Origin of the sequence: Sphingomonas sp., assembly GCF_017745215.1 — a bacterium.
Classification (GTDB): Bacteria; Pseudomonadota; Alphaproteobacteria; order Sphingomonadales; family Sphingomonadaceae; genus Sphingomonas.
Map to the genome: position 1 here is coordinate 1 of NZ_JAGHZV010000034.1, position 12795 is coordinate 12795.

Sequence of the window (12795 nt, forward strand, 5' to 3'; positions counted from 1 at the left end):
TCCGAGCCCGACGTCAGCTATACCTACGATCTCGTGGGCAACCTTACCGGAGCGAGCCAGACGGGCAATGCGCTGACGTTCGGCTATGACGCGCTGGGCCGCAACACGAGCCAGGGCGGGCCGCAGGGGACGGTGAGCTATCAGTACGATGCCGCGGGCCGCCGCATGCGGTTGACCTGGCCCGACAGCTTCTACGTCACCTACGACTATCAGGTGACCGGCGAAGTCACGACGATCAAGGAAAGCGGCAGCACGACGCTCGCGACCTATGCCTATGACGACCTTGGCCGCCGCACGAGTCTGACCCGCGGCAACGGCAATGTGACGAGCTATGGCTTCGACAATGTCTCGCGGCTGGCCTCGATCGGGCTGAACCTCGACGGCGCCACCACGACCAACGACGTGACGACGAGCTTCACCTACTCGCCTGCCAGCCAGATTGCCGAGCAGGTGCGGACCAACGATCTCTATGCCTGGGGCGGGCACTTCAACGTCAATCGTGGCTATACGTCCAACGGGCTCAACCAGTTGACCGCGGCGGGCGGCACCAGCCTCGGCTATGACGCGCGGGGCAACCTGACCTCGTCGGGATCGGACAGCTTCAGCTATTCGTCGGAGAACCTCCTCACCAGTGCAACGGTGGCGAGCGTGAGCACCACGCTCAGCTACGACCCGGCGCTGAGGCTCTACCAGACAGCGGCGGGCGCGACGGCACGGTTCCAGTACGACGGCGCCGACCTGATCGCGGAGTACAACAGCTCGAACGTGCTGCAGAAGCGCTACGTCCACGGCTCGGGCGTCGATGAGCCGCTGGTGGAGTATGACAACAGCGGCAACCGCACCTATCTGCTTGCGGACGAGCGCGGCTCGGTCGTGGCGCGAGCGGATAACGCCGGTGCCAAGACCGCGATCAACAGCTACGACGAATATGGCATCCCGGCGTCGGGCAATGTCGGGCGGTTCCAGTACACCGGGCAGACTCGGCTGCCGGAGATCGGCATGTCCTACTATAAGGCCCGGATGTATTCGCCCGCGCTCGGCCGGTTCATGCAGACCGATCCCATCGGGTACAGGGATGGGATGAATTGGCATAATTATGTAGGAAGCGATCCGGTGAATCGTACGGATCCGTTCGGATTGGCGACAGTGCATTTGTGTTGGGACGTGTACATCCCGTCTCCGAACGCGACTTCCAGCCCAGACCCGGATGGTTCGAACGGCATCGTTGTAACCGCGGGGCATAACGAAACCCATTGCCAAGATATCGAGATCAACGAAGGTACTTATGGGCCCGGGAGCGTTATACCCACTCCAGATGGGGGATCCATTAGCGTAGATATCCATGGTGGTGTGGAGAATGGGGCGGTCATTCAGCTTACGTATCATGGACCAGGTAAGAACCCCAACTGGATTCAGGCATCCATACGATTGGGAAACCTGAGCATCTCGATAGTTTACCTGGAGATGATCATCCTCCACTTTATAACAATGATAGGGACGCTTCCAGATTTAGCGGTCCAGGATGGACACTGTTTTACGATAGACCCGTCCAAGAAGCTGGAACTCGCTTCAGAGCCGAAGTTTCTTTGGTATCTCAGGCCCCCGATGGAAGTTACCAAGCTCAGATGACTCTTCGCTATGGCTATGACCTGTTCCCCGATGGAGATTTGCTTCCGATCACGTCCGGACCACCATCATCCTATCAGCGATCCCTTATTAATGGAGCGCACTGATGATTGAGTTCTTATTGATATATAGCATGTTTTTTGAGAAATTTGTTTTTCAACGAAACATTTTACCCGATTCCGTCGAAATAATAACAGTGGGTCCACAGGATAAACCCCTTCCAATTATCTGGGTATCTTCGAAGGATTTTTCCATAAATCCTTCACATTTCGAATATCTCGTTAAACTTTCCGAAGATGATTTCATCAAATCTATAAATATTATTGGTGGTTACCGATGTGTCAGTAAAAATGATGCTAAATTACATAAGAAATATGGAACGATGAGCATTAGATCATACAAAGATAATATTAGGCTGCGCACATGCGTTATGAGCATCAAACATACGTGCTTGATGACGCGAGATTTGCGCTTCTCCTTGATGAATAATTATTCATCAGACATGCTAAGGCCAATTTCTGACTTGCAACGAGCGCTGAAGTGCCCGCGCGAAACTCTCTGATTTCCGAGCACAGTGGAAAAGCTGGGGGCGCAATATCGAATTCAAGCCAGTACAGATCATACTGCGCACACCGCCAAGGCTTTCCTTGCTCACCGGCCAGCCATAAAGTCTCCGCATGTTCACCGACAATGCTTCCGTCTCTACCCTCGGCGCCATCCCCGCCGCAGCATATTGGCTGCAAGCCACGCTCCTCGGCACCGTCGCGACCACGCTGGCGGTGGTGTGCGTGGCTTCGGTCGGACTCGCGATGCTCAACGGCCGGGTGGATGTCCGGCGAGGCGTGGCGGTGATCGCAGGCTGCTTCGTGCTGTTCGCATCGACGTGGATTGCCGCGGGACTGCGCAGCCTGACCGACCCCGGCGACGGCGTCCTTGAATTCGCCGCAACTCCGCCGCCCATCCCGTCGCCACCCGAGCTTCCGCCACCACCGCCCCAGACGCGCGATCCCTATGCCGGCGCGGCGTTGCATTTCTGATCGGTTAGGCCGCGCCGAAGCGGCTGGTGGATAGGGCTAGACTCAAATTCGCAAACCGTTGCAGCACACAGCCCGATGGCACATACGGGCACATACTGACCGCCCAGAAACGGCGGAAATCTGCGGTTCCCAGGGGCCCTGTCACAATCCTCTTCTGCACCTCAATCCCCAAACGCCGGGGAGCGCTTCTGCAGGTTCGCCGTCACTGCTTCCAGCTGGTTCGGCGTGCGGAGCAGCGCCGCCTGCTCGCGGCTCTCGGCGAGGAGGATTTGAGCGTCGGTGCCGTCGGCAGCGAGGCCCGCGAGCCGCTTGGCTGCGCGCACCGCCGCCGGGTTGCGTCCGGCGATCGCGCGGGCAAGCGCCATCGCTTCGGCATGCGGGCTCTCGGCGAGGCGCGTGACGAAACCGAAGCCGATGGCTTCCGCCGCGCCGAACTCGCGCGCGGTATAGGCCAGCTCGCGCAGCACGTCGTCGCGTACGTTCCCCCGCCACAGCGCGAAGCCCGCCATGTCGGGGACAATGCCCCATTTGATCTCCATCGCCGACAGCCGCGTGCCCGGCGCAGCGATGCGCACGTCGGCGCCGCTCGCGATCTGCAGCCCGCCGCCGAACGCCACGCCGTGAACCGCGGCGATCACCGGCACCGGCAGCGTCCGCCAGCCCCAGGCGACCTGCTGCACGACATTGGCGATGCCGTGGCTGCGCGTCGCGATGTCGATCCCCGAGCCGCCCGTCGCCATGCTCGCCATGTCGAGCCCGGCGCAGAAGGCCCGCCCCTCGCCCGAGAGCACGACCGCGCGCAGCCCGGCCATCGCCTCAAGCTCGGCGATCGCCGCGACGATGCCGTCGAACATCGCCGGATCGAGCGCATTGAGCTTGTCGGGCCGGGCGAGGCGCACGTCCGCGACGCCGTCCTCGACCGAAATCGTCACTCGCTGCTCGCCCATGCGCCTCTCCTCTTGCCTCGCCGGTGGCGGGCAGGGCATGAATAGCGCAAATCCCCGCCGGTGAAATATGGCGGGAAACAAGGGAGAGGATCGATGAAAGCCATGCTCGCGGCCGCCGTGCTGCTGCTTGCCCCCGCCGCCGCCAACGCGCAGACCGCGCCGGCCCCTGCCGCAGCGGCCCCCGCGGCGACGGCGATCTACGACAAGGCGCTGGTCAACGGCTGGCAGAACTGGAGCTGGGCGACGGTCGAGCTCAGCGCCGATGCCGGCGCACACAAGCCGATCAAGGTCGAGGCCAAGGGCTGGCAGGCGCTCTACCTCCACCACGATCCGTTCGACACCACGCCCTATCGCGGGATCTCGCTGCTGATCCAGTCGACCGGCGGCGAGGCGAGCTTCCGCATCGTCGCGGTCGTGGGCGGCAAGCCGGTGACCGATCCCAAGAGCCCGGCCGGCGCCGAGCCGATCCCGCTCGGCAAGGTCGTGACGGTGACGCCGGGCGGCTGGAAGCAGGTCCAGGTGTCGTTGCGCGACCTGGGCGTCGAGAAGAAGCAGATCGACGGCTTCTGGATCCAGAACGCCACCGCGCAGGACGCGCCGCCGGTCTACGTCGCAGACGTTTCGCTCATGCAATAAGCCGGTAGCCTCGGCCCTTGTCTGTGACCAGCATGGGCCGGGCGAACCCCTTGTCGAGCTTGGCACGCAGCCGCGAGACATGGACCTGGACCACGTTGGTGCCGGGGTCGAAGCCGAGCCGCCAGACCTGGGCGAGCAGCTCGGCGCGGCTGACGACTTCGCCGGGGTGGCGCGCGAGGCAGAGCAGCAGCGCATATTCACGCGGAAGCAGGTCGAGCGCCCTCCCTGCGCGAGTGACGCGGCGCTCGACCGGCTCGATGCGGAGCTCGCCGATCTCGATCGGTGCCGCCGCCGAGGTGCGCAGCCGCGCGGCGAGGCGCGCGGCGATCTCGCCGGCGCTGGCGGGGAGCAGCACCGCATCGTCGGCGCCGGCGTCGAGCGCGCGGACGATCCACGCCTCGTGCGTGAGCGCGAGCATCAGCGGGCCGATCCAGCCGCTCGCGCGCGCCTCGGCGACGGCGCGCTCGGGATCGCCGTCGCGGTGCGCGATCAGCGCGGCCGCGTCGCGCGTCGGCCTCGCATGGGCGAGCGGCACCAGCCGCAGGCCGCGGGCGGCGGCTGCGGCGGCAAGCTCCGGCACTTCGATCGCACTCGCGATGATCCCGCCCACCGAGTCACGCTAGGGAGGATCATTCGACTTTGGGGGGCAACTGGCTCCGCAACGGACGCAGTTCAGGCACTTGCGGCGAACAGCTCCAATTCGGTGAGCCAGCCGCGCGCGAGCCCCGCAAGCTGCGCGCGCGGCGAGGCGGCAGCGCGAGCGAGGATGGCGTGCGCCTCGCACCGGTCGGGCGCGGCGGCGGCGAGCGCGCGCACCGCGGCGGCGCGCATCCGGTCGCACGGGTGGGTGCGCGCGAGATGCGCCGCGAGCTCGCCGCCGCGCCCGCCGAGGTGCGCGGCGATCGCCACCAGTGCCTCGCTCGCGCTGTGCGTGAGGATTTCGGCGATCGTCCCCCGCGCGACGTCGAAGCGATATTGGTCGAGCCAAGGCTGCGCCGGGTCGGCGCCCATGATGTTGAGCGATACCGAGAAGCTGTCGGGCGGGAGTTGGACGTGGATGTCGCGGCGCATCCGATAGAGCATCACTTGCCCCGGCTCGAGCCGCGCGCGCTGGACGAAGCGCAGCCCCGCCGCTTCGCCTGGCAGGCCGGCGAGCGGAGCGACGTCATAGTCGTAATAGTCGCTCCAATAGCCCGGGCCGAAATAGCCGTGGGTGAGGAAGGGGAAATTATGATCGTGCGGCATGCCGTAGAAGAAGGCGGCGGCGCCGCTCGCGCGCGTTACCGCATCGCCGGCGGCAGGCCAGAAATTGGCGCGGAGCAGGTAGCGGCCGCCCGGCGGGCGGAGCAGCAGCACCTGCGCGCCATAGCCGTTCTGCGCCGACTGGCGGGCGCAGCGTTTCTCGAGCTCGGCGGCGGCGAGATCGGCGAGGAAGCTGCGGTTGCGGCCGAGCCGGGCGAGCAGCGGGCCGAGGCTGGCGAAGGCGTCCTCGTCGCGGACGTCGACGGGGCTCGCGTCGAGCGTCTCGAACAGCTCGTCGAGGCCGATCGCGTCGCCCTCGCCTTCACCCACATCGATCAGGCGGGGCATTCGACGCGCTCTCGAACCGGGCCGAGCATCGTCGCAGCGGCGGCGCGGACCTCGGCATTGGGATCGGCGGCCGCCATCTCCGCGAGCCGGGGCAGCGCAGTGCGGGCATCGAGCGCGAGCCATTCGCGCATCGCCGCCCAGCGCAACTGGAAGGCGGCGTCGCGGCTCGCCGCCTCGAACAGCGACCCGGCCTCGGCGCGCCCGGCGCAGCGCAGCCAGGCGAGCAGCATTTCCGCGCGCGAGGCGCCTTCGTCGGCGCTGGCGATGCGGAGCAGCGCGCCGTCGGCGATGCGGTGGATGCGGACCAGCGGCGCCCCGGCGCGCGCGGTGATCGCGAGCGCGACCATGTCGCTGTGCGGCGCACTCGCGACCTGCCCCTGGCGTCGGCCGTCGCAGCGCGTCACTTCGCCGTCGGCGAGCGGCACCGGCGCGACCTCACGGCACGGCGCCGCGCCAGCCGCGCGATAGGCCGGCGTCACCGGCTCCGCTTCCCAGCGCCGCAGCGTCGCACGGCCGGCGCGGAGGTAGCGCGTGACGCTCAGCCGGCCGCTGAACACGATCGTCTCCGGCGGCGGCAGCGCGGCGAGCGCGGCGGCATGCGTCACCGTGGCGGTGAGTGTCGCCACGGGCGGATCGAGCAGCACCGCGCCGGTGCGCACGCCGTCGCGGGTGGTGCGGAAGGGCGGGTCGAAGAAGGGATCGGCCGCCAGCGCCTCGACCAGCGGCGCGAGCAGCGCCTCGGCCCAGCCGGCGTCCGCCAGCAGCGCCTCCGCCCGATCCGCCACCGCTTCTGCCTCATCCGCGGCGCAGCCCGCGAACCATGCCTCGAACGCGCGCACCTCGGCGCCCGCGCGCCACCGGGCCGCGGTCTCGACCGAGCGTGCGCGCGCCGGCAGGATCGCGGCGCGCACCGCCTCGGGGAGCGGAGTCACTGGTCGCCGGGCGTCGGCGGCAGCAGCTCGATCACGAGGAGCACGATCCCCGCGAGCAGGTCGAACAGCTCGTCGGCATGCATCTCGAGCAGGCCGGCGCTGCCATAGGTGGCGACTTGCGTGCCGAGCTCGACGATCTCGGCGGGATTGAAGGCGATCATGGCGCGTCCCCCTGGCAGGCCCGATGCCCGCCTCACGCACGAGGCTAGGCGGACGATGCGCCGCGCCTGAGTTAATTCGCTGTAATGTTGCGCGATCCCGCGCTAGGCGGCGCTGCATGACCGATACGGGTGGCCAGCTGCCGACTGCTCAGGCGTTCGACGTGCGGCGTTTCTTCGACGCGCGGATCGGCGGGCACGGCAATTTGCTCGGCATCGGCTATCGCGACCATGGCGACGACTGGGCCGAGCTGACGCTCGACTATGACCCGCGGCTGATCGGCGATCCCGAGAGCGGGGTGATGGCCTCGGGCCCGATCCTCGCGCTGATGGACATGGCGACGAGCGCGGGCGTGTGGCTCAAGCTCAAGCGCTTCCTGCCGCATGCGACGCTGGACCTGCGCATCGATTATCTGCGCCCCGCGGTGCCCGGCCGCACTGTGATCGGGCGCGGCGAATGCTATCGCATCACCAGCTCGATCGCCTTCGTCCGCGGCCAGGCGCACGACGGCGACGCGAGCGACCCGCTCGCGCATGTCGCGGGCACCTTCATGGCGCCGGAGGGCTATCGGTGAAGCTGCCCCCCTATGCCGACGCGCTGGGCGCGACCGTTGAGCAGGGAGAGGACGGCGTGCCCGTGCTGGTGATGCCGTTCGGTCCGGACGTGATCGGGCGGCCGGGCTTCCTCCACGGCGGCGCGCTGGGCGGGCTGCTCGAGATGGCGGCGATCTATGCGCTGAAGGCGGCGCTGGGCGAGGAAGGCCGGGTCAAGCCGATCAACGTCACGGTCGACTACATGCGCGGCGGCCGCGACAAGCCGACCCGCGCGCGCGGGTCGGTGACGCGGCTCGGCACGCGCATCGCCAACGTCGAGGCGATCGCCTGGCAGGACGAACCCGACCGCCCGATCGCCGCGGCGCGGATGAATTACCTGATCGTTCGGTAAAGCTCTGTCTTGGGCGTGTCATCGATTGCGCGCTTTGAAAGCAGCTCGGGAGGGAGCGGCCTTGCCTCTCTAATCGTCATCCCGGCGAAGGCCGGGACCCAGGGCCGCGAGCGACGTCCTCCAATACCCTGGGTCCTGGCTTTCGCCGGGATGACAGCCGTGGGAATGCCGAAACCCGTTCGGCAATTGATGACACGCCCAAGTTCAGGGTGACGATTCTTCGGAAGGTCGATCGCCTATTTCTTCGGCGTCAGCTTGAGCAATCGCCCGCCGCCCTTGCGCATGCGGCCGTCCTCGAGCAGCCAGATCGCGCCGTCGGGGCCCTGGCGGACTTCGCGGATGCGCGCGCCCATGTCCCATTGGTCGCCCTTCTTCGCCACCGTCCCGGTCACGTCGACGCGGATCAGCGCCTGGCCCGAGAGCGCGGCGACGAAGATGTCGCCCTTCCACTCGGGGAACATCGACCCCGAATAGACCATCAGGTCGCCCGGCGAGATCGACGGGTTCCACCAGACCTTGGGCGCCTCGTAGCCGTCGCCCGGCTTGTGGTCGGGGATGTCGGTGTCGTCGTAGTTGCTGCCGTTCGAGGCCTTGGGCCAGCCATAGTTGCGCCCCGGCAGGATCAGGTTGAGCTCGTCGCCGCCCTTGGGGCCCATCTCGATCTCCCAGAGATTGCCCTTGGGATCGAAGGCCAGCCCGAGCAGGTTGCGATGGCCATAGGACCAGATCGCCGGGTTGAACCCCTTGGCGGCCAGCGGGTTGCCCGGCGCGGGCTTGCCGTCCATCGTCAGGCGCAGCACCTTGCCGAGCGTCACCTTGGGGTCTTGCGCCGGCGTGAACTTCTGCCGTTCGCCGTTGGTGAAGAAGAGGTGGCCGTCGGGCGAAAAGGCGATGCGGCCCGAGAAATGGCCGTCGCCGTCGACATAGGGATCTGCGCGGAACAGCGTCTCGACAGTCTCGAGCGCGGGATTGGCGCCGTCGACGAACTTGGCGCGGGCGAGCACCACGCCCTTCAGCCCATCGGCGCGCACGTCCGAATAGCTGAAGTAGATCAGGTGGTTCTGCGCGAAGGCCGGGTGCGGCTTCACGTCCATCAGCGAGCCCTGGCCGGCGCTCGACACGCGTGGTGTGCCTGTCACCACCTTGCGCCCGGTGCCGTCGGGACCGGCGATATAGAGCGTGCCATCCTTGTTGGTCACCAGCATCCGCCCATCGGGCAGGAAGGCGAGCGCCCAGGGCGCGCCGAAATCGTCGACCGGGGTGACGGTGAAGGGCAGGTCGGTCTGCGCCACCGCGCCGCCGCCGGTGCAGGCGGCGAGCAGGGCGAGCGCAGGAAGCAGACGGCGAAGGCGGCGGGGCATCGGCACTCCTCGGGAAAACTACAGCAGTTCAATGCCTAGCAGGAGGAAGCGATGCTGTCATTCCGCTTCCGTAAGAATCGGCTTACCGAATTTTGCTTGCCAATTCGCTCTATCATGCAACCATGGCCTTGGGTTTGCCGGGGGCGGCGATGATCGTACGGATGGTGATGGCGCTCGCGCTGGCGAGCGTCGGCGTGATTGGACAGGCGTGGGCGGCGGACGGGCCGACGACCACGGCGGGCGCGGCCGAGCTGGTGGCGCCCGCGGCGTACCAGACTCCCGCGCTCTCGCCTGACGGCAGGCGCGTCGCGCTGATCGCCCCGCATCCCGACGGCAGCCGGCTCATGCTCGCCGACGCCGACCATCCCGCGACGATGCGCCCGATCGCGCTCGCACATGGCCAGGACGCCGAATGGGTGCGCTGGGCGGGCGATGCCAAGCTGCTGCTCGGCGTGCATGTGCCCGGCACCGCCGCGCCGCGCCTGCTCCTCGTCGATCCCGCGACCGGCAGCCGCACGCTGCTCGGCGGCAAGGAAGCGCTGGGCGACGACGTCATCCATCTCGACCCCAAGGGCCGCTTCGCGCTGCTGAGCGTGCCCGGCGCGCACGACGGGCCGCCCGCGGTGTGGCGCGTCGACCTGGCGAGCGGCAGCGCCGCGCGCGTGGTGGCGCCGCGCAAGGGCGTGCGCGAATGGGTCGCCGATTCGGCGGGCGTGGTGCGCGCCGGGATCGAGAGCGAAGGCCGCCACCGCTGGCTGCTCTACCGCGCCGCCGACGGCGAGGACTTCCGCCGCGCCGCGCGCAGCGGCGCCTCGAACGAGCGCGACGTCGACGCGATCGTGCCCGTCGCCGGCTCGAGCCTGGGCTATGCGATCGCCGCTGCGCCCGACGGGCGCTACGCGCTGTTCCGCTACGACCTCGCCACCGACCGGCTCGGCGAGCTCGTCTACGCCAACAAGTCGGTCGACCTCGACGGCTTCCAGGTCTCGGCCGAAGGCGTGCCGCTCGGCGTCGGCTATACCGACGACCGCGAGCGCAGCCTGTGGTTCGACGCGGGGCTGCGCGCGGTGCAGGCGAAGCTCGATGCCGAGCGGCCCGAGTCGATCAACCGCATCGTCTCGATCAGCGCCGACCGGCAGCGCCTGCTCGTCTGGCGCACCGCGCCCGACCAGCCGGGCAGCTACTGGCTCTACGACACCGCGAGCGGCACCGCCCATGCGCTCGCCGACGCTTATCCGCTGCTCGCCGGCAAGCGCTTCTCGGCGACGCGATCGGTGAGCTACAAGGCGCGCGACGGGCTCGCGATCCCCGCCTATCTCACCCTCCCCGCCGGCCGCGCGGCGAAGGACCTGCCGCTGATCGTGATGGTCCACGGCGGCCCCTATGCGCGCGATGACTGGAGCTACGATCCCTGGGTCCAGTATCTCGCGGGCAAGGGCTATGCGGTGCTCCAGCCCAACTATCGTGGCTCGACGGGCTTCGGCCGTGAGTTCGAGGACGCGGGCGACGGTCAATGGGGCCGCGGCATGCAGGACGACGCCGACGACGGCGCGCGCTGGCTCGCGCAGCAGGGCGTGGCCGACGGCAAGCGCATCTGCATCATGGGCGCCTCCTACGGCGGCTATGCGGCGATGTGGGCGGCGGCGCACGACACACACGTCTATCGCTGCGCCATCAGCTTCGCCGGCATCTCGGACATCGACGCGCAGCTGCGCTTCGACGCGCCGACCTTCCCCAGCCGCGCCGAATTGAAGGGCTGGCGCGCGCGGATCCAGGGCAAGGCCAGGTCGCTCCAGTCGCTCTCGCCGCTCCACTTCGCCGCCGACGTGCGGATGCCGCTGATGATCGCGCACGGCACCGAGGACGGCACCGTGCCGGTCACCCAGTCGATCGCGATGCACGACGCGCTCCAGAAGCTCGGCCGCGCACACGACTTCGTGCTCTACCCGGGCGAGGACCATGGCCTCGACGGCCCCGCCAACGCCGCCGACTTCCTCGACCGCGTCGGCGCCTTCCTCGACCGGTTCAATCCGAACTGAACCGAATCTTCCGATTGCCGTTCGCCGCCTGACGCGGCATGATCCGTCCGCGACTTGTGGGGGGTCAAGCAAATGGTTTCGCGTGGTTTTCCGGTGCTGGCGGGTGCGCTGGCGCTCCTGGCCGCCGGCACGGCAGCCGCGCAGCAGCCAGCGACATCGGCGGCAGGCATCGACGCCGCAACCCCGACCGCCGCCGATTTCGGCGCGCTGCCGTTCCTCACCCAGCCGCTGCTTTCGCCCGACGGCAAGCAGTTGCTGGCAATCGGCCAGTTCGGCGGCAAGAAGATGGTGCTGGTGATCAATGTCGACGATCCCAAGACCGGCATGGTCCGCTTCGCCGCGCCCGACAAGAACCAGATCGAATGGGTCCGCTGGGCCGGCAGCCGCCGCATCCTCGCCAGCCTGAGCCGCGCCGACTCGCTGATGGGCGAGGACGTGCGCGTGACGCGGCTGATGATGGCCGATCTCGACACGCACAAGCAGACGCTGGTCGGCCCGCAGGAACAGGGAGTGGAGGGCGACAATATCGTCCATGTCGATCCGGCGGGGAAGTTCCTGCTGCTCAACACCCAGCCATCGATCTACGACTGGCCCGAAGTCTATCGCGTCGACCTCGACACCGGCAGGTCGAAGCGCGTGGTCGAAGCGCAGGAAGGCGTGTGGAACTGGTATGCCGATCGCGCCGGCGTGGTGCGCGTGGGCATCGGCATCGACGGCAACCGCTCCTGGGTCACCTATCGCTCGGACGAGAAGGAGCCGTTCAAGCGCGTGCTCAAGCATGATGCGCGCAACGACACCGTCAGCGACGACGAGGACATCTACCAGTTCGAGCCCGTTCCCGGCAGCGACGGCGGCTATGCGATGGCGTTCGGCAAGACCGGCCATTTCGCGCTCTACCGCTATGATTTCGGCGCGTTGAAGCGCGGCGAGCTGCTCTACGAGAACCCCGAGGTCGACATCGACGATTTCTCGGTGGCCTCGGACGGGTCGCTGCGCGCGATCTATTATACCGACGACCGTTCCGAGATCGCCTGGTTCGATCCCGAGATGAAGAAGCTTCAGGGCGCGATCGACCGCGCGGTGCCGGGCAAGATCAACCGCATCGTCTCGACGAGCGAGGATCGCAACCGGATGCTGATCTGGAGCGGATCGGCGAACGATCCCGGCGCCTATTATCTGTTCGATCGCGCCAGCAAGCACCTCGGCATCCTCGCCACGCCCTATGCGTCGCTCGAGGGCAAGCGGCTCTCGACGGTCCAGCCGGTGCGCTACAAGGCGCGCGACGGTCTCGAGATCCGCGCCTATCTCACCCTGCCACCGGGCAAGGAGACAGCCCAAGGCCTGCCGCTGGTGGTGATGCCGCACGGCGGCCCCTTCGCGCGCGACGAAGGCGACTACGACGATTGGGTGCAGTTCGTCGCGAGCCGCGGCTACGTCGTGCTCCAGCCCAATTTCCGCGGCTCGACCGGCTTCGGCAAGGCGTTCGTCGACAAGGGCAACGGCCAATGGGGCCGCGGCATGCA

The 12795-nt window shown here is 67.6% G+C and carries 13 protein-coding genes; 7 read left to right on the forward strand and 6 right to left on the reverse strand.

Features of this window, described 5'->3' with window-relative positions; all coding sequences use genetic code 11:
• Both J7495_RS19940 and J7495_RS19945 read left to right on the forward strand, forming a co-directional pair.
• A partial coding sequence (locus J7495_RS19940; protein ID WP_294058730.1) for an RHS repeat-associated core domain-containing protein occupies nt 1-1629 on the forward strand: 1629 nt, incomplete at its 5' end.
• A 674-nt stretch (nt 1630-2303) separates the two neighbouring features.
• Entirely contained in the window at nt 2304-2663 is a 360-nt protein-coding gene (locus J7495_RS19945; RefSeq protein ID WP_294058731.1) for a TrbC/VirB2 family protein, read from the forward strand.
• Between the two features lie 161 nt (nt 2664-2824).
• On the opposite strand, the gene J7495_RS19950 is transcribed toward J7495_RS19945, so the two are convergent.
• Nucleotides 2825-3610 carry a crotonase/enoyl-CoA hydratase family protein gene (locus tag J7495_RS19950; protein WP_294058732.1) on the reverse strand — a complete coding sequence of 262 codons (786 nt, stop codon included), beginning with the start codon at nt 3608-3610 and terminating at the stop codon, nt 2825-2827.
• A 93-nt stretch (nt 3611-3703) separates the two neighbouring features.
• On the opposite strand from J7495_RS19950, the gene J7495_RS19955 reads away from it, so the two are divergent.
• Nucleotides 3704-4246, forward strand: a complete 543-nt coding sequence (locus J7495_RS19955; RefSeq protein ID WP_294058733.1) for a hypothetical protein — start codon at nt 3704-3706, stop codon at nt 4244-4246.
• On the opposite strand, the gene J7495_RS19960 is transcribed toward J7495_RS19955, so the two are convergent.
• The 4 genes from J7495_RS19960 to J7495_RS19975 form a co-directional block, all read right to left on the reverse strand.
• On the reverse strand, nt 4236-4856 hold the full coding sequence (locus J7495_RS19960) for a response regulator transcription factor (protein WP_294058734.1): 621 nt from the start codon (nt 4854-4856) through the stop codon (nt 4236-4238). The two genes, J7495_RS19955 and J7495_RS19960, sit on opposite strands and share 11 nt — an antisense overlap.
• Before the next feature lie 62 nt (nt 4857-4918).
• Complete coding sequence (locus tag J7495_RS19965; RefSeq protein WP_294058735.1) at nt 4919-5836, reverse strand: transposase; 918 nt, start codon at nt 5834-5836, stop codon at nt 4919-4921.
• Nucleotides 5824-6768 carry a hypothetical protein gene (locus J7495_RS19970; protein ID WP_294058736.1) on the reverse strand — a complete coding sequence of 315 codons (945 nt, stop codon included), beginning with the start codon at nt 6766-6768 and terminating at the stop codon, nt 5824-5826. Before J7495_RS19970 ends, J7495_RS19965 begins: the two co-directional genes overlap by 13 nt.
• Nucleotides 6765-6929 (reverse strand): hypothetical protein, encoded by a 165-nt coding sequence (locus tag J7495_RS19975; protein ID WP_294058737.1) that lies wholly within the window; start codon nt 6927-6929, stop codon nt 6765-6767. Before J7495_RS19975 ends, J7495_RS19970 begins: the two co-directional genes overlap by 4 nt.
• A gap of 116 nt (nt 6930-7045) precedes the next feature.
• On the opposite strand from J7495_RS19975, the gene J7495_RS19980 reads away from it, so the two are divergent.
• Together J7495_RS19980 and J7495_RS19985 are read left to right on the forward strand one after the other, a co-directional pair.
• Nucleotides 7046-7501 carry a PaaI family thioesterase gene (locus J7495_RS19980; RefSeq protein WP_294058738.1) on the forward strand — a complete coding sequence of 152 codons (456 nt, stop codon included), beginning with the start codon at nt 7046-7048 and terminating at the stop codon, nt 7499-7501.
• Nucleotides 7498-7872, forward strand: coding sequence for a PaaI family thioesterase (locus tag J7495_RS19985; RefSeq protein ID WP_294058739.1), 375 nt, complete (start codon nt 7498-7500; stop codon nt 7870-7872). Before J7495_RS19980 ends, J7495_RS19985 begins: the two co-directional genes overlap by 4 nt.
• 236 nt (nt 7873-8108) lie before the next feature.
• Here the strand turns inward: J7495_RS19985 and J7495_RS19990 are convergent, their stop codons facing one another.
• Nucleotides 8109-9233, reverse strand: a complete 1125-nt coding sequence (locus J7495_RS19990) for a PQQ-dependent sugar dehydrogenase (protein ID WP_294058740.1) — start codon at nt 9231-9233, stop codon at nt 8109-8111.
• Nucleotides 9234-9355: 122 nt separating this feature from the next.
• Between J7495_RS19990 and J7495_RS19995 the strand changes: the two genes are divergently transcribed.
• Together J7495_RS19995 and J7495_RS20000 are read left to right on the forward strand one after the other, a co-directional pair.
• Complete coding sequence (locus J7495_RS19995; RefSeq protein ID WP_294058741.1) at nt 9356-11272, forward strand: S9 family peptidase; 1917 nt, start codon at nt 9356-9358, stop codon at nt 11270-11272.
• A gap of 72 nt (nt 11273-11344) precedes the next feature.
• The coding region (locus tag J7495_RS20000) for a prolyl oligopeptidase family serine peptidase (RefSeq protein WP_294058742.1) at nt 11345-12795 on the forward strand (1451 nt) is incomplete at its 3' end.

What these genes read in the sequence shown, in the direction of transcription:
- J7495_RS19945 (WP_294058731.1), top strand. Translation starts at nt 2,304, where the DNA reads ATGTTCACCGACAATGCTTCCGTCTCTACCCTCGGCGCCATCCCCGCC.
- J7495_RS19950 (WP_294058732.1), bottom strand. Translation starts at nt 3,610, where the DNA reads ATGGGCGAGCAGCGAGTGACGATTTCGGTCGAGGACGGCGTCGCGGAC.
- J7495_RS19955 (WP_294058733.1), top strand. Translation starts at nt 3,704, where the DNA reads ATGAAAGCCATGCTCGCGGCCGCCGTGCTGCTGCTTGCCCCCGCCGCC.
- J7495_RS19965 (WP_294058735.1), bottom strand. Translation starts at nt 5,836, where the DNA reads ATGCCCCGCCTGATCGATGTGGGTGAAGGCGAGGGCGACGCGATCGGC.
- J7495_RS19975 (WP_294058737.1), bottom strand. Translation starts at nt 6,929, where the DNA reads ATGATCGCCTTCAATCCCGCCGAGATCGTCGAGCTCGGCACGCAAGTC.
- J7495_RS19980 (WP_294058738.1), top strand. Translation starts at nt 7,046, where the DNA reads ATGACCGATACGGGTGGCCAGCTGCCGACTGCTCAGGCGTTCGACGTG.
- J7495_RS19990 (WP_294058740.1), bottom strand. Translation starts at nt 9,233, where the DNA reads ATGCCCCGCCGCCTTCGCCGTCTGCTTCCTGCGCTCGCCCTGCTCGCC.
- J7495_RS19995 (WP_294058741.1), top strand. Translation starts at nt 9,356, where the DNA reads ATGGCCTTGGGTTTGCCGGGGGCGGCGATGATCGTACGGATGGTGATG.